Source organism: Natroniella sp. ANB-PHB2, assembly GCF_046097105.1.
In the GTDB taxonomy this organism is placed as follows: Bacteria; Bacillota; Halanaerobiia; order Halobacteroidales; family Halobacteroidaceae; genus Natroniella.
Map to the genome: position 1 here is coordinate 1,512,754 of NZ_CP175562.1, position 21,339 is coordinate 1,534,092.

Annotated in this window: 22 protein-coding genes and 1 pseudogene; 5 read left to right on the plus strand and 18 right to left on the minus strand. The window is 32.5% G+C overall.

Annotated elements, in window-relative coordinates:
- Positions 1–337: 337 nt before the first annotated feature.
- Positions 338–1,471 (minus strand): IS4 family transposase, encoded by a 1,134-nt coding sequence (locus ACKF5P_RS07515; RefSeq protein WP_408954597.1) that lies wholly within the window; start codon positions 1,469–1,471, stop codon positions 338–340.
- Between the two features lie 264 nt (positions 1,472–1,735).
- Between ACKF5P_RS07515 and ACKF5P_RS07520 the strand changes: the two genes are divergently transcribed.
- The 4 genes from ACKF5P_RS07520 to ACKF5P_RS07535 all read left to right on the plus strand — a co-directional run bounded on the left by ACKF5P_RS07520 (position 1,736) and on the right by ACKF5P_RS07535 (position 5,889).
- Positions 1,736–4,486 (plus strand): RHS repeat domain-containing protein, encoded by a 2,751-nt coding sequence (locus tag ACKF5P_RS07520; protein WP_408954598.1) that lies wholly within the window; start codon positions 1,736–1,738, stop codon positions 4,484–4,486.
- Between the two features lie 81 nt (positions 4,487–4,567).
- Entirely contained in the window at positions 4,568–5,071 is a 504-nt protein-coding gene (locus ACKF5P_RS07525; RefSeq protein ID WP_408954599.1) for a hypothetical protein, read from the plus strand.
- A 45-nt stretch (positions 5,072–5,116) separates the two neighbouring features.
- Positions 5,117–5,593, plus strand: coding sequence for a hypothetical protein (locus ACKF5P_RS07530; RefSeq protein WP_408954600.1), 477 nt, complete (start codon positions 5,117–5,119; stop codon positions 5,591–5,593).
- Positions 5,594–5,625: 32 nt separating this feature from the next.
- Positions 5,626–5,889, plus strand: coding sequence for a hypothetical protein (locus ACKF5P_RS07535; RefSeq protein ID WP_408954601.1), 264 nt, complete (start codon positions 5,626–5,628; stop codon positions 5,887–5,889).
- Positions 5,890–6,031: 142 nt separating this feature from the next.
- On the opposite strand, the pseudogene ACKF5P_RS07540 reads toward ACKF5P_RS07535, so the two are convergent.
- The 16 genes and pseudogenes from ACKF5P_RS07540 to ACKF5P_RS07615 all read right to left on the minus strand — a co-directional run bounded on the left by ACKF5P_RS07540 (position 6,032) and on the right by ACKF5P_RS07615 (position 18,995).
- Positions 6,032–7,165 (minus strand): annotated as a pseudogene (locus ACKF5P_RS07540) (IS4 family transposase).
- 478 nt (positions 7,166–7,643) lie between these two features.
- On the minus strand, positions 7,644–8,591 hold the full coding sequence (locus tag ACKF5P_RS07545) for an acyl-CoA dehydratase activase (RefSeq protein WP_408954602.1): 948 nt from the start codon (positions 8,589–8,591) through the stop codon (positions 7,644–7,646).
- The gene (locus ACKF5P_RS07550) at positions 8,588–9,682 is read right to left on the minus strand and encodes an acyl-CoA dehydratase activase-related protein (RefSeq protein WP_408954603.1); all 1,095 of its coding nucleotides are present in this window, start codon (positions 9,680–9,682) and stop codon (positions 8,588–8,590) included. Before ACKF5P_RS07550 ends, ACKF5P_RS07545 begins: the two co-directional genes overlap by 4 nt.
- Positions 9,683–9,746: 64 nt before the next feature.
- Positions 9,747–10,667 (minus strand): acyl-CoA dehydratase activase-related protein, encoded by a 921-nt coding sequence (locus ACKF5P_RS07555; RefSeq protein WP_408954604.1) that lies wholly within the window; start codon positions 10,665–10,667, stop codon positions 9,747–9,749.
- Positions 10,668–10,687: 20 nt separating this feature from the next.
- A complete protein-coding gene (locus ACKF5P_RS07560) occupies positions 10,688–12,130 on the minus strand; it encodes a spore germination protein (protein WP_408954605.1) in 1,443 nt (480 codons plus the stop codon).
- Positions 12,117–12,695, minus strand: a complete 579-nt coding sequence (locus ACKF5P_RS07565) for a stage V sporulation protein AE (RefSeq protein WP_408954606.1) — start codon at positions 12,693–12,695, stop codon at positions 12,117–12,119. Before ACKF5P_RS07565 ends, ACKF5P_RS07560 begins: the two co-directional genes overlap by 14 nt.
- A 45-nt stretch (positions 12,696–12,740) precedes the next feature.
- Positions 12,741–13,094 carry a stage V sporulation protein AE gene (gene spoVAE / locus ACKF5P_RS07570; protein WP_408954607.1) on the minus strand — a complete coding sequence of 118 codons (354 nt, stop codon included), beginning with the start codon at positions 13,092–13,094 and terminating at the stop codon, positions 12,741–12,743.
- A gap of 2 nt (positions 13,095–13,096) precedes the next feature.
- Positions 13,097–14,185, minus strand: a complete 1,089-nt coding sequence (gene spoVAD, locus ACKF5P_RS07575; RefSeq protein ID WP_408954608.1) for a stage V sporulation protein AD — start codon at positions 14,183–14,185, stop codon at positions 13,097–13,099.
- A 12-nt stretch (positions 14,186–14,197) separates the two neighbouring features.
- Complete coding sequence (gene spoVAC / locus ACKF5P_RS07580; protein ID WP_408954609.1) at positions 14,198–14,644, minus strand: stage V sporulation protein AC; 447 nt, start codon at positions 14,642–14,644, stop codon at positions 14,198–14,200.
- 35 nt (positions 14,645–14,679) lie between these two features.
- Positions 14,680–15,114 (minus strand): stage V sporulation protein AB, encoded by a 435-nt coding sequence (locus tag ACKF5P_RS07585; protein ID WP_408954610.1) that lies wholly within the window; start codon positions 15,112–15,114, stop codon positions 14,680–14,682.
- Between the two features lie 20 nt (positions 15,115–15,134).
- Positions 15,135–15,779, minus strand: a complete 645-nt coding sequence (locus tag ACKF5P_RS07590) for a stage V sporulation protein AA (protein ID WP_408954611.1) — start codon at positions 15,777–15,779, stop codon at positions 15,135–15,137.
- A complete protein-coding gene (locus ACKF5P_RS07595; protein ID WP_408954612.1) occupies positions 15,763–15,948 on the minus strand; it encodes a hypothetical protein in 186 nt (61 codons plus the stop codon). Before ACKF5P_RS07595 ends, ACKF5P_RS07590 begins: the two co-directional genes overlap by 17 nt.
- Before the next feature lie 86 nt (positions 15,949–16,034).
- Positions 16,035–16,820 carry a SigB/SigF/SigG family RNA polymerase sigma factor gene (locus tag ACKF5P_RS07600; protein ID WP_408954613.1) on the minus strand — a complete coding sequence of 262 codons (786 nt, stop codon included), beginning with the start codon at positions 16,818–16,820 and terminating at the stop codon, positions 16,035–16,037.
- Positions 16,821–16,831: 11 nt separating this feature from the next.
- On the minus strand, positions 16,832–17,260 hold the full coding sequence (gene spoIIAB, locus ACKF5P_RS07605) for an anti-sigma F factor (protein ID WP_408954614.1): 429 nt from the start codon (positions 17,258–17,260) through the stop codon (positions 16,832–16,834).
- A 14-nt stretch (positions 17,261–17,274) separates the two neighbouring features.
- Positions 17,275–17,607, minus strand: coding sequence for an anti-sigma factor antagonist (locus tag ACKF5P_RS07610; protein WP_408954615.1), 333 nt, complete (start codon positions 17,605–17,607; stop codon positions 17,275–17,277).
- A 203-nt stretch (positions 17,608–17,810) separates the two neighbouring features.
- Positions 17,811–18,995, minus strand: coding sequence for a D-alanyl-D-alanine carboxypeptidase family protein (locus ACKF5P_RS07615; protein ID WP_408954616.1), 1,185 nt, complete (start codon positions 18,993–18,995; stop codon positions 17,811–17,813).
- Between the two features lie 270 nt (positions 18,996–19,265).
- Here ACKF5P_RS07615 and ACKF5P_RS07620 point away from each other — a divergent pair, with 270 nt between their 5' ends.
- The gene (locus tag ACKF5P_RS07620) at positions 19,266–19,736 is read left to right on the plus strand and encodes a chemotaxis protein CheX (RefSeq protein ID WP_408954617.1); all 471 of its coding nucleotides are present in this window, start codon (positions 19,266–19,268) and stop codon (positions 19,734–19,736) included.
- Positions 19,737–19,895: 159 nt separating this feature from the next.
- Here ACKF5P_RS07620 and ACKF5P_RS07625 read toward each other — a convergent pair whose 3' ends face one another.
- Positions 19,896–21,200 (minus strand): pyrimidine-nucleoside phosphorylase, encoded by a 1,305-nt coding sequence (locus tag ACKF5P_RS07625; protein ID WP_408954618.1) that lies wholly within the window; start codon positions 21,198–21,200, stop codon positions 19,896–19,898.
- Positions 21,201–21,339 lie beyond the last annotated feature (139 nt).

The following is a 21,339-nucleotide window of genomic DNA, read 5'->3' on the forward strand; positions in this document are numbered from 1 at the left end:
TAAAACATATTTCAGATTAAATAACAATAACAAAATGAAATAAATAAGTAGTGCCTTATAAGGCACTACTTATTTATTATCTATATTAAATTTATTGATATATTGTGTCACTTTTCCTTTATAAAAATCACACTCAAAACCACTATCGTTGCATTGTTAAAAATATAGATTTACTAACTCAACCAAATCAAATTAGTAATCAAAAATTTATAACTTAGTAGACTTTTCAAAGTAATAATTACTTTGAAAGTAGTCATTGTTCTATATTAAAAGTAAAATATAGAATATATTTCTAGATGAAAGCCTATTAACCTAGGTTTTAGATAATAAAATTTTATCAACTACTGTTAATCCATCTATTCCAATTGAAATCATTTGTTGTAACTGAACAAATGGAATACTTTATCTTTCTAGTGAGCTTAAGTAAACTTCCTTTGAATTCAGATTCTTTTTCAAGTAATTTTAAAATTAAAAATAAGATTACAGCACTATAAATTTGTGTTAAAACAGCATTTTTATTTTGTCCAAAGAAGCTCTTTATTTTTAGATGCTGCTTGATCCATTTAAAAAATAACTCTATTTGCCACCGTTTTTTATACAGATAAGCTATTACATGAGCGTCCAAATCAAAGCGATTAGTTAAAATATCAATGGTTTTTTCATTGCCATTTCGATCAGTTGTTTTTACTTTAACTAATCTTATTTCCTGTTTCATTCTAGTTTTTGAAGTATGATCACCTAGCATTATATCAGCATCTAATATAACATTTGCTTCTTTATCTTTGGCATTTAAATCTAAAAATCTAATGATTTCAATTTTAGTATTAGATTTTGCTCTAGTTACAAAATAGATATCATTATCTATAAACTCATCAAACTTTTGATACTTTATATAAGCTCTATCAAAGAGATAAGTATAGCTAGGGTTAAAGGTCAGATTATCAAATATTTCTTTGTCATGAATTATAGCATCGCTTATTATTATATTTTCTGGGGCATTAGTATTCAAATCATATAAAGTATGAAGTTTAATTCCACCTTTAGTGCTTCTAAATTTAGCCCAAGGAAATAATGACAAACATAAACTTATAGTTGAAGAATCTAAGATTTTCACAAAACCAATTTCTTTTAAAGTTTCTTGAAGCCCTTTATTAGCGTTAAGCTTATCAAATAGGTGTTGGAAAATTTCAAAGAATATCTCATGAGGTCTACTTTCATTTTTACGAGATAACTGAGATTTGCTTATTTTAGGTAATGTTCTATTTAGTTGATTATTATTTTCTAAATCACAAATAAAATCTTCTAGACTTTCTTTTTTAGTAAGATGAAAATAAAGTAGGTATAATAGATGAACTTCTGTTGTTAATTTATGAACCTTATAATCTGAGTTATATTTATCAATTAGACCTTTCAAAAAGTTTCTATCAATAACATCTAGAAGTTTAGTCAAAAGTATGGTACAATTATTCATGATTTCATCTCCTTTGATTTCATGGATTTTGTACTGGGGGGTACGTATCCATTTAATCAAAGGAGTTTTATTTTTTCAAGAACTTTTTATAAAAAACGATGCAACGCTAGTGATAATATATATCCTATTGAAGAGATAAATTATACTTTACTTGAAGGAGACGATTTATCAAGTGATAATATAAAAGAGAATATTGATAACAATCAATACTTAGATGATGATTATTTATCAATTAAAAGAGACTTTTATAAGGAAATAGGATTGATGAAGTGGGAAAAGGATTATAATGGAAACAAGACAGAATATGAGTATGATAAATTAGGTCGTTTAACTCGTAAGACATTAGCAGACGGATCTTATCAAGAACATGACTATAAAAATTATCAAAATGATGGTATCAACAAGAAAAGAACTATCTTTCATGGGGCAGGAAGTGATACAAGTCCAAATCAAGTAACCGAGGAAATATACAATGGTTTAGGTTGGTTAATTGAAGAGAAAGTAAAGATTAATGAAGAAGGAGACTATGTTAGTAAAGAGTATGATTATGATGGGTTAGGCCAGTTGAAATGGGAGAGTGACTTTACAGGAAAGAATAAGACTTATCATGAATATGATTCATTAGGAAGAAGAACTAGAGTTGATCATCCAGATGGAACAAATGTTCAAATCGATTACTCGTATCAGATAATTGAACAGAATGGGGTTGATTATTTTACTTTAGCAAAGACGATAACTAATGAAGAAGGAGCTAGAAGTAGACATTATCTTGACCCTGATGGTAAGGCATTAAGGAGTATTCGTTATCAGCGGAATGAAGATGGTGAGTTTAAAGCATATGAAGTAGCAGAATTTGAATATGATAACCTTGGTAATGTAACTAAGATTACTAGTCCAACAGATCAGATATTCAATTATAAATATAACGAACGAGGTGATATTTTAAAGATTGAGTATCCTGATGATACTAGAGAAGAATTTACTTATGATAATGTAGGAAATTTAATAGAAAAATTGGGTAAAAATGGTGAAGTGGTCGAATTAAAGCATGATAACTTACATAGGTTGATTAATATGGAATATTCTACAGATAAAGATGCTGATTATCTGATTGATACAGATCAAGATAAGATTATTTATAATTATGATGAAGATGTAGCCAATGGCTTGGGTAATAAGACTAGTATCATCGATGGTGGCGACAAGGTAGAATATAGTTATGATCAGTTTAATAGGGTTAATAAGATAAGTAGAACTTTAGAAGAGACTGGGGAAATTTGGACAAGTAAATATGATTATAATAGTCAAGGTTTATTAGAGTCAATAGTCTATCCTTCAGAAAGGGTAGTCAATTATGATTACGACTTACGGGGTTTGCGAACAGGGATTGAATTAGAATATGAAGGTGGTAATAAAGAGATTGCTAGTTACCGATATGATGAAAATGGAGCAGTAGAAGAGATTATTTATGGTAATGAAGTCATTCAGTCAGAGTTTGGTTATGATAGCAGGCAGCGTTTAGAATTTATAGAAGCAACTAATGATGAAGAACTGTTATTTAGTAAAAGTTATGAATATGATAGAATTGGTAATAGAAGTAAGACAGTAGGTACTTTTGGAGAAGAGACAGGTTATCTATATGATGATTTAGATAGATTGACTGAAGTAGATTATCCAGGTAATAAGAAGAGTTATTTTGAGTATGATCCAATCGGTAATCGAAAAGAGTTGATTTATCGGCATGATACATCCTCAGAGAATCAATATCATTATAACTACGATTATAACCAAGATAATAATCAACTGCTTAATTATCAGCTTAGTCCTTACTCTTATTACGAATATGACTATAATGATAATGGTAGTGTCTTAAGTAAAGAGTTGATAAGAGGGAATGAAGTTATAGAAGAGACAAGCTATAAGTATGACTTACGAAATCAATTAAGAGAGATTGAGATTAGCAACAAACTAACTGGTGCAAGTAACCAAGTCAACTTTGCTTACAATAACAAAGGCTGGCGAGTGATGAAGGACACAGGCTTGGAAAAGACTTATTACTTATATGGAAAAGGCCAGCAGGTCTTAGAAGAAAGAAATGAAACTGGTGATACACAGTTATTTATCTATGGTAATCAAGGTAGACTGGCTGTATTGGATGAAGATGGTGAGTTAAGATATGTGGTCAATGATATTTTAGGCAGTACATCGGTAGTTACAGATGAAGAGGGTAACGAGTTAGTACGATATAAATATGACCCCTTTGGTAATTTGATTAGAAGTGAAGGGGAGATTAGTGATAGTTACCGCTTTACAGGCAAAGAATTTGATGGAACGACGGGGCTTTATTACTATGGAGCTAGATTTTATGATCCCGAATTGGGTAGATTCATTACTGAAGATCCTGCCCAAGATGGCTGGAATTGGTTTGTTTATACTGCTAATAACCCGTTAAAGTATGTTGATCCTGATGGGTTGAATTATAGAATTCGTATGGGAGAATCAATGGAGCAACATGATATTGACCCAAGTCAATATGGAAATGATATAAATTTTGTTGCTCTTTTTAATGGATATATTGATAGATGGCAAAATCCTAGGAGAAGTACTGAATATTTAAAAAACGAGTATCATACTTTTAACCCTGATAATCAAATATATTCTGATGCTTTTTATAGATCAGCGGATCATACAATGATATCGAGTCAAGGGGGAGGAGGAATGGTGAGAACCGGCAGATATTTTGGAGATAATAGAAGAACTAAGGCTGACTTTGAAGTTTTATCTGCAAGTTATGATATAGGATTTGATGAAGCAGGGGGAGGAGTTGAAGCCACTGTTTTTCAATTATCTGGAGCACACTATCTACCTATTCCTTTTAATGAAGGTAAAAATTTAAAACTTAACACAGATCTTAATTTTTTAGGAGTTGGTGCAAATTTAAGTTCTGGGAGATTTGGATTAACTCTGGGGTTTGGAGGAAATATTTCATGGGATATAGAAGAAGAGCAATATTAATATATTTAAGTTTTGTTTATATGATAAATTATAAGTAAAAAAGATTTTGAAGAAAAAACTGACCCTTAGGAGGAGAAAAAAATGAAAAAGAAATTAGTGATTTTCCTTATAACTTTACATCTAGTACTAGTAATAAGCCATTTCACTTTAGCCAATTCAAATTTAGAACGAGAAATAGAGTATATACTTGAGAATTATAAACAAGCTCTTAATGAAGAAGATATAGAACTGATTAAAGAGTTAGGAACTGAAAAGTTCTTTTATGAAACAGATAATTTTTTAACTGAAGTAGATTCTATATATATTGAGTTTTTTCGTCTTGAAGATTACGATATAATTGAGGAAAAAAATGAGATAGAAGTTATGGTATGGCAAAACAGTATATCAAGGAAGAATAATTCGAGAACTAAAGTTAATAGACCTTTTTATTTAATTTTAGAAGAGATAAATGGAAATTACTATATTAAAGAAACAAATTTATATGAAGAATTATCTGTAGGTGAATTTCCTTTTATACCCTTTTTAATTGGTCTCCTTATAGTTATTATTTATTTTTGGAAAAAGGCAGGAGTTAAAAAATATTGATGATTTTAAAAAATATAGTCACAACAATTAAAGGAGATGTTATTAATGATAGAATTAATTATAGAAATGACAATAGGTTTATTAGCAGCAGCAATTTATCCTAAAATGTTAAGGCTTATAAGGATTAAGTTTAAAAATACAACAGCTTATATTTTAGCTTTTATATTCTTCATCTTGGGATTACTTACAGGAGTTGGATTTATTTTGTTATGGTTTTTAATTTTATTTCTTATTATTAAGAAATTTGTTAATCAAGAGTATGAAAATTGGAAAATAAGTAGTTCTATATATGGAGTGTATCTATTTAGATTATTGTTTATATATAAAATTTTGCCTAAAAGTATAAATTTAGGTTCAATAATTTTCATCTTAGCTATATTTTGGCTAGTTGAAGATTATAATTTTGAAGAATTTAAAAATGCTGGTTTAACTTTTGGAGGTGGAATGGTTTTTGTACAAGTGCTAACTTTAATTCTTTCCTCTCTTTTAGGAGTTGAACCTTCAATTTTAAAATTAATGTAAGTATTGATTTAATAATATTTGGAGTGATATTTGTGGATATAGAAAAAGAAGTTGTATTAATAGCTGCTATTTTTGCAGGATTAATGTTTATTATAACTTCAATAATGTCAAAACAATTAACTACTTTGGGGTGTTTATTTGGTTTTGTTGGTTTATATCATTTGACTTATGAGCAAAGAAAAGGAACAAACTATCCTACGCGAGTACTTAAATCTTTTTTTAAAACAATGATATTTTTTCACTATCGTTGCATTGTTAAAAAAAATAGATCTACTAACTCAATCAAATCAAATTAGTAATCAAAAATTTATAGCTTAGTAGACTTTGCAAAGCATTAATTACTTTGGAAGCAGCCCTTATTCTATATTAAAAGTAAAACATGGGATATATTTCTAGATAAAATTCTATTAGCCTAGGGTTTTAGGTAGTAAAATTTTATCAACTACTGTTAATCCATCTATTCCAATTGAAATCATTTGTTGTAACTGAACAAATGGAATACTTTATCTTTCTAGTGAGTTTAAGTAAACTTCCTTTAAATTTAGATTCTTTTTCAAGCAATTTTAGAATTAAAAATAAGATTACAGCACTATAAATCTGTGTTAAGACAGCATTTTTATTTTGTCCAAAGAAGCTCTTTATTTTTAGATGTTGCTTGATCCACTTGAAAAATAGCTCTATTTGCCATCGTTTTTTATACAGATAGGCTATTACATGAGCATCCAAATCAAAGCGATTAGTTAAAATATCAATTATTTTTTCATTACCATTTCGATCAGTTGTTTTTACTCTAACTAATCTTGTTTCCTGTTTCATTCTAGTTTTTGAAGTATGATCACCTAGCATTATATCAGCATCTAATATAACATTTGCTTCTTTATCCTTAGAATTTAAATTTAAAAATCTAATAATTTCAAATTAAGTATTAGATTTTGTTCTAGTTACAAAATAGATATCATTATCTATAAACTCATCAAACTTTTGATACTTTATATAAGCTCTATCAAAGAGATAAGTATAGCTAGGATTAAAGGTTAGATTATCAAATATTTCTTTGTCATGAATTATAGCATCGCTTATTATTATATTTTCTGGGGCATTAGTATTCAAATCATATAAAGTGTGAAGTTTAATTCCACCTTTAGTGCTTCTAAATTTAGCCCAAGGAAATAATGACAAACATAAACTTATAGTTGAAGAATCTAAAATCTTCACAAATCCAATTTCTTTTAAGGCTTCTTGAAGCCCTTTATTAGCATTAAGCTTATCAAATAGGTGTTGAAAAATTTCAAAGAATATCTCATGAGGTCTACTTTCATTTTTACGAGATAACTGAGATTTGCTTATTTTAGGTAACGTTTTAGTTAGTTTATTATTATTTTCTAAATCACAAATAAAATCTTCTAAGCTTTCTTTTTTAGTAAGATGAAAATAAAGTAGATATAATAGGTGAACTTCTGTTGTTAGTTTATGAACCTTATAATCTGAATTGTATTTGTCAATTAGGCCTTTCAAAAAGTTTTTATCAATAACATCTAGAAGTTTAGTCAAAAGTATGGTACAATTATTCATGATTTCATCTCCTTTGATTTCATGGATTTTGTACTGGCGGGTACGTATCCATTTAATCAAAGGAGTTTTATTTTTTCAAGAACTTTTTATAAAAAACGATGCAACGCTAGTGACTCAAAACCATGTTTACAAAGAAATTAAAAATCAAACTTTCTTCCGTGCTACCTTTTTTCTTGATAAAAAAGTAGCCAAAAAATCAAGAAAAATTTGAATTTGTGCAACTATTAAAATCAAGTCTCTCTTACTTAAAACATTAAGATCAATCTGTAAAATTATCTGCCCTTATCTCAGTCACATAATTCTTCCAATAAAATCAAAACCCTGCAATCTAAAATTTAATCATTAAGACATTTTGCAGTAATATCTAGATTTTTAACAAATTATTATTTTAAATTAGTGTTAATTTGCGTTCATTCGTGGTTCCCTGTTTTTTTGAAAGTGCCACAATATTGTAATTAAGTATTAGTTTAAAAGAGCTTTAAACCGCTTCCCATTTAGGACACTTAGATCCCCAGCGAGCAATTACTTCATCATCTTGATGAATATTAACTACTTCACAAGAGTTAGGACAACCTTCACATTCAAAGCTAGACGCATGATAATTAAAATCTGTCGTATTAAAACCTTTAAAATCTGTTCTTCCCTTTTCATTGACTACTTCCTGGGCCAACACTGCTGAACCTATCGCTCCCATTACATCATAGTACTCAGGAACTACTACTTCTAACCCTAACTCTTCCTCAAAAGCAGCCTTAATCCCCTCATTAGCCGCCACTCCACCTTGAAAAACAACTGGCCCTAAAATTTCCTTACCCTGACCAACATTATTTAAATAATTTTTAACTAAAGCCTCCGATAATCCTGCTATAATATCTTCTACATTATGTCCTAATTGCTGTTTATGTATCATATCAGATTCTGCAAAGACTGAACAACGACCGGCTATCCTTACTGGAGCATTAGCTTGTAAGGCCAGCCCACCAAACTCTTCAATCGGAATATTTAAACGACTTGCCTGTTGATCTAGAAAAGATCCCGTTCCAGCAGCACAAACAGTATTCATGCCAAAATCCACTACTACTCCATCTCTTAAAACTATTATTTTAGAATCTTGACCACCAATCTCTAATACCGTCTGTACTCCAGGCATAACTGTTGAGGCAGCTACTGCATGGGCTGTAATCTCATTTTTTACAGTATCAGCACCAATAATCACTCCAGCCAATTGTCGAGCACTTCCTGTTGTCCCTATCCCCGAAATTTCATAATCAACTCTATCTTTAATCTCCATTAACCCCTTTTTTATTGCATTAATCGGTTGCCCCTCAGTTCTTAAATAAAGCTTCTCTATTACCTCTTGTTCCTCATTAATTATAGCGATATTAGTACTAACAGATCCTACATCAACCCCCATATAACATTTCATATTACCTTCTCCTTCCTTCTTTTTCTTTCCAATAGATCTATAAAGGCTTCTAATCGAGTAACATATCCTGCTTCCCCAGTATGCTCGTCCATTGTTAAAGATAAAACAGGTATATTTAAATCTTTACTGACCGTAGGTAAAACACTCTCTGCTATAATCTCAGGCATACAAGTAAAAGGAAAGAGCTGTACTACACCATCATAACCTTTCTCAGAATACAAAACTGTCTCCCCTACCGATTCTAATCCATGCCCCCCAACAAAATGATTAAGATAAGGTTGAGCTGCTTCTTTTACTTTTTGCTCCTCTTGATCTCGCTTTAAAAATCTAGGAAAGAGATGCCCTTCCATCCAATCAGTTAAATAGATTGACTTATCAACCAAAACCCCCATCTCTCCCAATTTTTTTTCAATCTGTAAATTAGTAAATGGCTCTAATACAACATAAATTTCACCTACCAACCCTACTTTTAGAGGTTCAAAATCTTCTTTTCGATCTAATCTATTAAACTCTTCTTTAATTAAACTTGCTTTAGTTTCAACTTCTTTAATTGTTTCTGCTTGATCAATTAACTTTAACCCTCTTTTATAAACTTCACTTGCTTGGTAACGATTAATTAAGTAAGGTCTAGTTTGATTAGCAATCCGATTGAGCTGGTCAACTGCTTTAGCTTTGGCCCAACCCTTTTGCCAGGCACTCTTAATCTTAGTAATTGCTATATTACCAACTAATAATCTTATAGTTCTAAATAACTCCTTCCAATCACCCTGCAAAGGTTCTAAAATTATCATCTCAAAATCATAACCTAAATCTTCTAAAATTTCTTCTTGCACTTCTCCATAATATCCAAAACGACACGGGCCAACTCCCCCACCCATCAGGATTGTATCTGCCCCCTGCTCTAAAGCTTCTATATAATTACCAACATTCATCTTTAAAGGTAGGCAAGCAAACTCAGGAGAATATTTAACTCCTAGATCCAATGTCTTTTTGGTAATTGGAGGTGGTACAATGACTTCTAACCCTAACTCTTCAAGCATACCCTTAACTGGAATTGCCATTGTTCCCATATGTGGATATGTTACTTTCATAACCTTACACTCCCTTCTTCTTTCTATCCAACAAATCTATAGCAACTTCTATATAACTTTCACTTTAAACTCCTTCCCATTGAATCATATCTACAAATGCTTCTAATCTAGTAACTAATCCTGCCTCGCCTGTATGTTCGTCTAAGTTAAGGGTCATAAATGCTTGACCATCCCTCTTCTTAGCTTCCCGTTCTATCATTTCACCGACTAATGAATCTGGCCCACAACCAAAAGCAGTTAACTGAATAATTCCATCAATATCTTGACTAGAAAAAAAGTAATGAGCTGCTCCCATCATCTTTTTGCCTAAAGTCCAAAACATATCCTTCGATAAATTGGATAAACCAGATCTCATAGCTTGAGGAGTTAGCATCTCTGGAGTAACAACCTCAACTCCCATACCTCTTAACTTCTCAATCAAATTCATACTTAAATGAGAATCATAAATAATATATTCATGCCCTAAAATAGCAATTTTATATTGAGCCTCCTCATTTTTAGTTTCTTTTAAGCTTTGACGATGTTTCTTTAACGCCCTCCAACCTTTCCAACATGCTTTACTAATTTTCCAATAATCTTTATCTAATAACTCTCCAATCTCTAAAACCGATTTTACTAAATTACTCTTTTTAACCTTCAAATCAACTGTCGTATCAATAATAAGTGGTAGATCATCTATACTATATCTAACCATATCTGGAAGCCCCATAAACTTAGGACAGATGTATTCCTTATTTTTTATACTGACTACTCTAGGAATAAATAAATAATCAACCTTATTTTTTAATTTCTTAACATGCCCTAAAAATAGTTTGACAGGCAAACACGCCTCATCAGGAGCTAGTTTAACTCCAGCATCAATTACTTCTTTAGTTGATTGACCTGATTCTACCACTTCACAGTCTAATTCAGTAAAAAAAGTCTTCCAAGCAGGAGAATATCTATGATAAAACAAAGCTTGTGGTATTCCTATTCTTTTGTTCATCGAATCTCTCCTTTATCATATTATTCAAAGTCTTTTGCTCCAGGTACTTTTCTCCTTCTATCCTTTAAAGATAAGATTGATTGTCTAAAGAGATAGGTCTTTAAAGCACTCCAATCAAATGGAATCAATGGCCATAAGTAAGGAGTTCCAAATGATTTACTGAGAGCAAATAATAAAAAGCTTAAAATTAGTCCTGCAATTAATCCAGGCAACCTTAAAAAGACAACCAAAAGAATCAATCCAAAGCGCATCAATGATAGAGTCAAGGATAACTCATATCCTGGCATAGCAAAGTTACTGATCGCACCAATTGCTAAATAAAGAATTGTTTCTGGATCGAATAATCCCGTTTCCACAGAGAATTCACCTAAGATCAAAGCAGCAATCAAACTGAGTGAAGTAGCTAACGCAGTGGGGGTTTGAATTGAAGCAATTCTAATCAAATCAATTCCGACAGTGGCTATTACAAACTGCCAACCTAAGGGTACTGTACCTGGATCTTTAGGGCCAATAAACTCTAATGCTTCAGGTAACCATGCCGGCCCATAAGCTATCAATAACCATAAAGGTGGTAATACCAAACCAATAACTACTGCTACTAATCTTAAAAGATTGAAGTAAGTACCAGGAACAGGTGCTTGGCGATATTCCTCTAAATTCTGTGTATGATCAAAAAATGTTGCTGGCAAGATCAATACAGTCGGTGAATTATCAACCACTACACAGACCTTACCCTCCATGATATGGGCTGATGCTATATCAGGACGATTAGTATACCTTACTTTAGGTAATGGGCTTAATGTATCTTTAGTCAGATAATCTTCAATTGTTCTATCAGCTAGCGGCAGTCCATCTACGTCAATTTCATCAATCCGTTCCTTTACTTCTTCTACCAACTCTAAATCAGCATAATCTTTCATATAGACAACTGCAATATCACTATTAGCTTTCTTCCCTGCCTGTAAAGCCTCTACTCGTAAATCCACATCACGAATTCGCCTTCTAATTAATTGAACATTAAACATCATCGTCTCTACAAATCCATCTTCAGAACCACGAGTTGCCTTTTCTAACTCAGGCTCTTCTGGCCCTCTAGCTTCCCAAGTTCTAGCATCAATTACAATTGCCTTATCTTCTCCATCAATTAAAAGCACTTGTGGTCCAGATAAGGCCTCTAATGTTACGTCATCTACCGTTTCTACAACATCAGTTTCTGCCACTGGCAATCTAGTTTCTATTATTTTTTTAACTGCATCAACACTTAAATCTTCCTGTTCAGCATACATTAAATAAGCTAAAATCTGATTTACTACCTCATCTTTATTAAACCCCTGAATAAAGGCTAACGCAGCATCTTTATTTCCAATCTTAAATTCCCTAATAGTAAAATCAAAGGTTTTATCTCCATCAAACCTATCTTCAATCACCTTTATATTTTGCTCTAATTTCTTATTTAAGTCCATCCTCTCTTCCACTCCTCTTAAGTATCTCCTTAATTGCCTTAGTAGTTATTGGGGCTCCTAAATGATAATCATCTTTGCCTTCCATCTTTCCTAAATCTCCTATGCCAACAACCAGCATATCTTCAAATTCATTGATTACATCAACAGTATCTCCCTCTAGTATGGTATGTTCTACCTTTTCTTCCTTTCCAGATTTATCTACAGGTAATTTGACAAGCTCACCTTCTTTAGTAATTGAACAGGTCGGTTGAACTCCTTCTACTTCTTTAGCATTAGAAGCTACTGCTATTACTCCTAATACATCAATATTATCAGACCCAGCTACCACCTTCATTGCTGTTTCTCCTTGTCCACAATTTAAATCCCCTTGATCATCAAACATTACTACAGCTAATTCTCCAGAACAGTTGTTAATCTCTTCTACTAACTCAGCTCCCGAACAAGGTGTTGGATTCCCAGCTGATTTTGCAATAACTTCCAAACCTAAATTTTTACTAGCTTCTTCGACAGCTTTTCTAGCTGTTTTATCCCCATCAGTAATCATTATAACCTCTTTTGTTTCCATTATCCTTCTCCTTTATTATTTTTATTTTAAAGCAATAATATACATTTATTCCTTAGGTCTAAAAATAGCAGCAGTTAAAAAACCGATGATTATAGAAGCAGTAATCCCAATACTCCCTTGCTCTAAAACCCCAGCAAATAATCCTAAAAAGCCATCCCGTTCAACTTCCATTAATACCCCACTGGTCAAAATATGACCAAAGTTCATTACAGGTACAGTAACCCCTGCCCCAGCTATATCTATCAGGGGTTCATAAAGGCCTAACCCAGATAAAATTGAACCAATAACAACAACACCAACCAATAGATGGGCTGGAGTATAGTTAGTAAAGTCTAAGAATAATTGCCCTAAAGCACAGATTAAACCTCCAACCAAAAATGCCATGATATACATATTCATTTTTACCCCTCATTCCCAGATAAATTTTCAACTTTATTAGCTAACTTACTCCTAATACTTGGTCTCCCTATCCCCGGAGTTAACTGTCCTGTCGTTTCTAATACTACTGCATGAGCAATACAAGGAATCGTCTCTCCTTGCAAAGAAGTTAAAGGGCTCAATAATGCTCCAGTTCCTAAAACTAATACCTTATTGAAATTTCCATACATTATCTGTGGCAATAAATAGGAGGCCGTTACTACAGCAGAACAACCACAACCACTTCCTCCAGCTCCTGTCTTCTGATTTGAATTATAGATCATCACTCCACAGTCATCATAATTATCTTCAATTGAACAGCCCTTTTCTGCTAGTAATTCCAAGACTAAACTCTTTCCAACTTCACCTAAATCACCAGTTATAATCAAGTCATAATAACTTGGGTCACGCCCTGTATCTTCTAGATGTTGAATGATGGTATCTGCTGCAGCTGGAGCCATCGCTGAACCCATATCTTGAGGATCTTTGACTCCTAAATCAATAACTTTTCCTAAAGTTGCTGATGGAATCTGAACTCCTCCCTGTTGATTACTTAAAATCATAGCTCCCGTTCCAGTTACAGTCCATTGTTTATACGGTGGGTACTTATCACCATATTCATTCGGTGTTCTAAACTGCCTTTCAGTCGCTTGATAATGGCTAGAAGTAAAGGAAATAATTTGATTAGCTGCCCCACCACTAACCATCATTCCACCTATCGCCAATGATTGAGCCATTGTAGAACAAGCACCAAACAGACCTAAATATGAGACCGGAAATTTGCGAGCAACAAAATTAGAAGCTACAGTTTGATCTAACAAGTCTCCTGCTAGTAAACAATCTATTTGATCTTTGGAGAGTTTTACCTTTTCTAAAACAAGATTTAACACATCCTCTGTCATCTTCATTTGAGCTTGTTCCCATGTCTTTTGCTTATTATATCCATCACTGATCGCTTCATCAAAGTATTCTCCTAAAGGCCCACTTTCTTCTTTAGCCCCTACTATCGAAGCTGAAGAGATAACTTGAGGAGGATTGATAAATTTTACTGTCTGTTGACCTAGCTTTTTCATTTTTTCACCCCGTTATCCTAGTAATAATTTTATAACCCCAATCAAAAAAGCTGATAAAATCCCATAGGTTATAACTGGTCCAGCAACTGAATAAATCTGCTTACCTAATCCTAAAATATATCCTTCCTGTCTATATTCCATGGCTGGGGCTACAATTGCATTAGCAAATCCAGTAATCGGAATAATCGTTCCTCCCCCAGCAAATTGGGCTAACTCATCATAAACACCGAACCCAGTTAAAACAGCACCAACTAAAATTAAAGCTAATCCAGTATAAGAAGCCGCATCAGTTAATTCTAAACCTGTACCAACTAATAGCTCAATTATGATCTGACCTAACAGACAGATCAAACCTCCAACTAGATAAGCACTAAAGAAATTCTTTACTTTAGAATCAGAAGGTTGATGTTTTTTAACCAATTCATTATATTCTTCTTGTGTTTTATCGATCTGACTCATAATAATCCCCCCCTAATTTTACTTTTTTTAGATGATCAAGGTGGCCATAAAGTAGGAAATAACCAATAAATTAGTGAACCAATTGCTTTACCTAAAATTATAACCGCTAATAGCTCACCCAAGTAACTTTGCAAACCCAACCTTCTACTTAAAATAGGTAGTACTTTTAAAACCTCTGTTAATGCCCCTGCTAATAATCCGATAAAAACTCCAAATATAAACCCCATAATAATAATTAAAAAAGTATTAATGATATTAATAAAAGGCAACTTCCAATCATAAAATTGAAAATTGGTAGCAAGTAAGGGGCCAACTATTACCAGCACTTGATAAAACTTAATATATTCTTTTGAATCACTGACTTGTATCAAGCGAGGAATAACATCTAAAACTAATAAAAAAGCAACTAAAGCTGTCCCTACTACAACTCCTCCTGCAAAACCGGTCAGAATTAAGATAAAAGCCCTCACTCAGTCACCACCTAACATTTTTAATTATCACCACCCTTTTTTTTGGCTTCTTTTGTCTTTTGATTTAAAGAAAATTGATTAACCTTATTTTCATAAAGGTACATTTCCATCTCTAAAGGGCTAGGATCGTCATCCAATTTATACTTGTAAATATAATTAAAAAAGACTATCATCCCACAAGCTATACCAATTGAATAAGGAATCTGTAACAAGAGTGGGTTCTCTTCAAACCTTCCCATAACCAGTTGATATAACTGCTGATGAACAGCTACCATATTAACATCAGCATGAAAATTCATAATAGCCATTCCTGACCCCAAAAATAAAACAACACTGACTGCAAGAATATACAGCCTTGAAGGCTTATCCTGATTTTTTTTATTTTTAGAATCTGTTGCAATATCGACAATTATATCTGCTTCACCTAAATGTTCAATCGTTGCTTCAGGAAATTGGCCCTTAATTACTCGAATAATTTCTAAAGCTGTAATGATCATTGACTGACCAGATTCTTTAGTTACCTCTTTAACATACACATTCTCCAACTGCTGTTGCTTATTTTCAGCAGTAATCACCTCTGCTAAATCCCCTACTAATAACTTTTGATTAGGTTTTGCTTTAACAACCCTTTTAACTCTCAAAAATATTTCAAATCTGCCACTCATTAATTTCACTTCTTAATTCCAGATTAAATTGAGTTCCATCAACCCTTCTAGCTCTAGATGAAATATCATCATTCATAAAAAAACCACCCCAAAAATATAAAGTAACCAAGATTAAACCAACACTAAAAACTATTATTAACAATATTTTATTTAAATCAAAATCAATCATAACTATATTCACCTCTCTTAATAGGACTCATTTCTACAACTTATTATACACAATTTAATAAAATTTAATGCAAAAAGGACAGGTGTTCAACACCTGTCCTTTTTTTCCAGCTTTCTCTTGATTAAAGCTAATATTCTCTTTTCTAATCTAGATACATGTGCTTGAGAAATTCCTAACTGTTTAGCAATTTGACCTTGAGTTTGATTAGCAAAATACCTTAACTTAACTATCTTTTTTGCTCTTTGATCAACTTTTTCTAAAATCTGTTTCACAAATAACTTATTCAAACTAGCTTCATACTGATCATCCAAGACAGCTAATTGGTCGATTAACTCTAATTTTCCATCTCCCCCATTACAATTAGAAACTCTAGTATATAAAGAAGTAGGTTCTTGAACTGCTTCTAAAGCTCTCATTATCTCTTCTGAAGCTAAATCAAGTCTTTGACTTAACTCTCTAACTGTTGGTTCTCTTTTTAACTCCTTTTTCATCTCTTCTTGAATTCGCTTAATCTTAATTGCCTTCTCCTTTAAATTGCGACTTATCTTCACTCGATCATTATCCCTTAAAAAAACCTTGATCTCTCCAATAATTAATGGTACAGCATAAGTAGAAAAATTTACTCCTTTACTCAAATCAAAGCGTTCAATAGCCTTCATTAATCCTATAGTCCCTATCTGAAAAATATCCTCTAACGAATAAACAGCATTTTTAAAACGATGAACAATCTTTAAGACCAGTCTCAAATTATGCTTAACTAATGTATCTTTGGCCTGTCGATCCCCTTGTTGACTTTTGATTAATAATCTTTTCGTCTCTTCTTGAGACAAAAGTCTTTGTTCTTTAAGATCAATATTTGATAACCCTTCCATCTTCTCTACCCCTAATTAACCTGTTTTTTTTCCTGACTAGGTACTTTTACCATTCTTAATTCAGTTCCTGTGCCTAGTTTTGATTTTAGTTCAAACTTGTCCATAAACGATTCAATAAACGCTAAACCTAATCCCATTCTATCAGTAGTTGTATATGAAGATTGACAGGCTTGTTCGACGTCTTCAATCCCCTGCCCCTTATCCTTGATAATTATTTCTAACTGCCCTTCACAAATTCCCAACTTTATTTTTACTTTGCCTACCTGATCTTGATAAGCATGAATGATAGCATTCGATACTGCTTCTGAAATTGCAACTTTAATTTCTTCAATTTCTGCTAATGTAAAATTTAATTGGGAAGCAAACGTCGCTACCGTTACTCTAGCTAACCCTACATTACTAGATCTACTATCAATAGTTAACTCAACCTGATTTCCCATAACTGTTTCCCCCTTTAAATTCCCTCCAATACCTCCTGCTTTGAAGGGTAAATATCAATAATTTTCAAAAACCCAGAAACCTCAAAGATCCTTTCTACATGTGGAGTAATGTTTATAACCCCTATACTCCCTCCTTTTGGATTAATTTTTTTATAAACTCCTAAAATTGCACCTAACCCTGAACTATCAATAAAATCAATACCATCTAAATCTAAAATTAAATTATCAATCTCAGCAGTTAATCGATCACTTGTCTCTGTTCTAAAATAATCTGCTGTATGAAGATCAAACTCTCCTTCTAATTCGACAAATAGATTATTACCCAATTGTATGCAGTTTATTTCCATTCTTTCTCTCCCCCTTTTTCCCCTTTTAATAACATTTAGATATAAACCATTTTTTTCCTGCTGGTCTTCACTTTTTAATTTCTAAAAAACAAAGTTGCCTATCGGCAACTCAGCTTAAATAACTTATTCTTAACTGTATAAATTAAATTCAACTTTTTTACCTGACCTTTTCGAACTTAAAAGAATTAAAGAAACCAATAAATTTAAGAATAATTAATTAAATTACTAATAAATTTCTTGATCAATAAAATTATTAATTCAAATAAATTGGCTTCTTCCACCTCTTCTGCCGCTACTAAATCAACCTGACCTATCTGCTCTCCATTCTTAATAACTATAATCTCTCCTATTTTATCTCCCGTAGCTATTGGAGCAACAACCTCTTGATCAAGCCAAATTTGTTTTTTAACTTCATTTTCCTCACCTTTGATTACAGAAACTGTTAGTTCTTCAGCAGTAATAGCAGTCACTTGTTCACTCTTACCTTTAAATACATCAATTTGATTTACTTCTACTCCCTTTTCTACAATATTAATCGCTTGGTGAATATTAAACGCATAAGATAGCAGTTGTCTTGTCTCTTGAAAGCGAACTCTTGAATTAGGAGCATTCATCACCACAGCAATGAACCTCATTCCTTTTTGACTAGCAGTAGCAGATAAACAAAACCCTGCCTCTGCTGTATATCCTGTCTTAAGCCCATCTGCTCCATCATAAAACCTTACTAAGTCATTTGTATTCCGCAAAAAAGATTCTCCATCCCGCAAATTATCAATCCAAGTAGATGTATATTCTAAAACCTCTGGATATTTTAATAGTTCTCTAGACATTAAAGCAATATCATAAGCAGTCGTATAATTAGCTTCTTCTCCCTCTTCAGTAATGGGCAAGCCATTTGTATTCTTAAAATAAGTGTTTTCCATTCCTAACTCTTCAGCCTTTTCATTCATTGCTCTAACAAACTCTTCTTCTGTTCCATAGAGATACTCTGCTACAGCTACACAGGCATCATTAGCAGAAACAATAGCTATTGCTTTCAACATTTCTTTTAAAGTCATCTCTTCTCCCGGCTCTAACCAAATCTGCGAACCTCCCATTTCTGCTGCATGTTCACTTGTTGGTACTTTATCTGTTAATTGAGCTCTCCCTTCTTCTATCGCTTCCATTGTTAATAACATAGTCATAATTTTAGTAATACTTGCTGGTGGTTTCTGTTGATGAGGATTCTTTTCATAAAGTATTCTACCTGACTTAGCATCTATTAAAACTGCAGATTTAGATTCAAGATTAAACTCAGGTGTTTCAATAGCTAAAGCACATTGAGATGTCAGGAAGATTAATAGACAAAAAAATAACCAACCAATCATAGAACGTCTCCACAAAGTCATAATCTCCTCCCCTTGCATTCTTACTAATATTTATTACCTCTTTTTATCAAGTATGTTTGTAAAAAAAAGGGAGTGATTAAAATTAAAATTGAACCTAAAATTAGAACTATATTATATTTAAATCGGTATATAATGCGATAGCCTGTCAAGATCCAATCTTTTTATCTCTTCAAAATAAAATTTTGAAATTAAAGGTTTTTAACAAGGAGATTAGATCTTGGTATTGAAATTCAATAATAGTTAAGATCTCACTAAGAGGAGGAATAAAAAATGAAAAAAATATATATTGACCCAGTATTTGAGGCTACTCATAATGTTTTACAACAGATGATTGGTACAAAAACTGAAAAAGGAAGTTTAATGACTCGAGAAAATGGCTTTATAGGACAAGATGTTAATATTTCAATCGGAGTTACTGGAAACTTATCAGGTTTTATCTATCTTAGCATGAAAAAAGATACTGCTTTAAATGTAGCTAGTAAAATGTGTGGTATGGAAGTTAATGAATTAAATGAATTTGTTAATTCCGCATTAGGAGAGTTAGCAAATATTATTACAGGTAATTCAGCAACAAAATTATCTAATATGGGGTATCAGTGTGATATTACTCCTCCCTCAGTTGTAGTTGGAAAAGAAATACAGTTTTCAACTGAACAAAAAGAATTTTTGGCCCTTCCTTTACATACAGATATCGGAAAGTTTGAAATTAACCTATCTTTACAAGAAGAAAAGTCTGCCTAACGATAAGTTCAGATTAAAAACGAATAAAATCAATTAAAATAAACAAATAACAGCATGAATTTAAAATTAAATTCATGCTGTTATTAACGATTAAAAAGCTATCACTTATGCAATTGTAAAACAAGATCTTTAATTCTTCGATCCAATAATTCTTAATTATTAATTAATAATCTCATAAATCAATGGACTCTGTTCAGGTTTTTCTGAGCCAATCTGATAAGCACCCAATAATTCTTCTTTCGCTTCTGCTAAGTTTTGTTCATCATTATAATATAAGACTGCTAAGGTATCACCTTTTTCAACCTCAACTCCCACCTTACTAACCAATTCTACTCCTACTGCTAAATCTATATCTGATTCTTTAGTTTCTCTTCCTGCTCCTAATAACATAGCAGCAACTCCAACTCTTTCTGCTGCAATTTTTTCTACATAACCAGCATCTTCTACTTTAATTTCCAAACTGTTTTCAGCTTGTGGCAATAAGTCAAGGTTATTTACTACCTCTCCATTACCTCCTTGATTATCAATCATCTCTTTTAGTTTTGCTAAAGCTGAACCATTATTAATAGCTTCTTCTAACATTGTACGAGCTTTTTCTTTGTCTTCTGCAACTTCTGCCAATAATAACATCTGCACTCCTAAGGTTAATGATAACTCTGTTAAATCTGTTGGCCCTTCTCCTTTAAGAGTTTCAATTGCTTCTACTATTTCTAGAGCATTTCCAACCGCTAAACCTAATGGTTGATCCATATCTGAAACAACTGCAATTGTATTTCTCCCCACTTCTTTTCCTATGTTAACCATTGTCTGTGCTAACTCTACCGAATCTTCATAGACCTTCATGAATGCACCACTACCAACCTTGACATCTAATACGATTCCATCTGCCCCAGAAGCTATCTTTTTACTCATAATACTACTAGCAATTAGAGGAATTGAATCAACTGTTGCAGTTACATCACGTAATGCATATAATTTTTTATCCGCTGGGGCCAAATTTCCAGTCTGACCAGCTATCGCTACTCCTTGTTGATTAACACTATCTATAAACTTATCTCGGCTCAAACCTGTCTCAAAACCAGAGATAGCCTCTAGTTTATCGATTGTACCTCCAGTATGTCCTAGACCTCGCCCAGACATCTTAGCAACAGGAGCACCACAAGCAGCTACTAGCGGGGCTAACACCAAACTAGTCGTATCACCTACTCCTCCTGTGCTATGCTTGTCTACCTTAATCCCTTCAATTGGACTTAAATCGATCATATCGCCTGATTTAGCCATAACCTCTGTCAACTTAGCTGTTTCTTGACTATCCATTCCTTGTAAAAAAACTGCCATTGCCCAAGCTGACATTTGATAATCGGGAACTTCTCCAGCAGTATAACCCTCAATTAAAAACTCAATCTCCTCTGCAGTCAACTTCTCTCCATTCCGTTTCTTTTTAATCACATCATAAGCACGCATTAAAATCCCCTCCTTTAAAAACATTTAATACTTAATATTTAATAACTAATATTTTAAATTCAAAATCGCTAAAAGATACTTTTAAAATCAATGCACAGATAAGAATGAACAGTTGACAGTTGAACCATTTATAGCTTAA

Coding starts and splice junctions, on each gene's coding strand:
- ACKF5P_RS07555 (WP_408954604.1), bottom strand. CDS start 10,667: ATGAACAAAAGAATAGGAATACCACAAGCTTTGTTTTATCATAGATAT.
- ACKF5P_RS07625 (WP_408954618.1), bottom strand. CDS start 21,200: ATGCGTGCTTATGATGTGATTAAAAAGAAACGGAATGGAGAGAAGTTG.
- spoVAC (WP_408954609.1), bottom strand. CDS start 14,644: ATGAGTCAGATCGATAAAACACAAGAAGAATATAATGAATTGGTTAAA.
- ACKF5P_RS07515 (WP_408954597.1), bottom strand. CDS start 1,471: ATGAATAATTGTACCATACTTTTGACTAAACTTCTAGATGTTATTGAT.
- ACKF5P_RS07565 (WP_408954606.1), bottom strand. CDS start 12,695: ATGGAAACAAAAGAGGTTATAATGATTACTGATGGGGATAAAACAGCT.
- ACKF5P_RS07550 (WP_408954603.1), bottom strand. CDS start 9,682: ATGAAAGTAACATATCCACATATGGGAACAATGGCAATTCCAGTTAAG.
- ACKF5P_RS07530 (WP_408954600.1), top strand. CDS start 5,117: ATGATAGAATTAATTATAGAAATGACAATAGGTTTATTAGCAGCAGCA.
- ACKF5P_RS07610 (WP_408954615.1), bottom strand. CDS start 17,607: ATGGAAATAAACTGCATACAATTGGGTAATAATCTATTTGTCGAATTA.
- ACKF5P_RS07615 (WP_408954616.1), bottom strand. CDS start 18,995: ATGACTTTGTGGAGACGTTCTATGATTGGTTGGTTATTTTTTTGTCTA.
- ACKF5P_RS07520 (WP_408954598.1), top strand. CDS start 1,736: ATGAAGTGGGAAAAGGATTATAATGGAAACAAGACAGAATATGAGTAT.
- ACKF5P_RS07525 (WP_408954599.1), top strand. CDS start 4,568: ATGAAAAAGAAATTAGTGATTTTCCTTATAACTTTACATCTAGTACTA.
- ACKF5P_RS07545 (WP_408954602.1), bottom strand. CDS start 8,591: ATGAAATGTTATATGGGGGTTGATGTAGGATCTGTTAGTACTAATATC.
- spoIIAB (WP_408954614.1), bottom strand. CDS start 17,260: ATGGGAAATCAGGTTGAGTTAACTATTGATAGTAGATCTAGTAATGTA.
- ACKF5P_RS07600 (WP_408954613.1), bottom strand. CDS start 16,820: ATGGAAGGGTTATCAAATATTGATCTTAAAGAACAAAGACTTTTGTCT.
- spoVAD (WP_408954608.1), bottom strand. CDS start 14,185: ATGAAAAAGCTAGGTCAACAGACAGTAAAATTTATCAATCCTCCTCAA.
- spoVAE (WP_408954607.1), bottom strand. CDS start 13,094: ATGAATATGTATATCATGGCATTTTTGGTTGGAGGTTTAATCTGTGCT.
- ACKF5P_RS07560 (WP_408954605.1), bottom strand. CDS start 12,130: ATGGACTTAAATAAGAAATTAGAGCAAAATATAAAGGTGATTGAAGAT.
- ACKF5P_RS07590 (WP_408954611.1), bottom strand. CDS start 15,779: ATGAGTGGCAGATTTGAAATATTTTTGAGAGTTAAAAGGGTTGTTAAA.
- ACKF5P_RS07620 (WP_408954617.1), top strand. CDS start 19,266: ATGAAAAAAATATATATTGACCCAGTATTTGAGGCTACTCATAATGTT.
- ACKF5P_RS07595 (WP_408954612.1), bottom strand. CDS start 15,948: ATGATTGATTTTGATTTAAATAAAATATTGTTAATAATAGTTTTTAGT.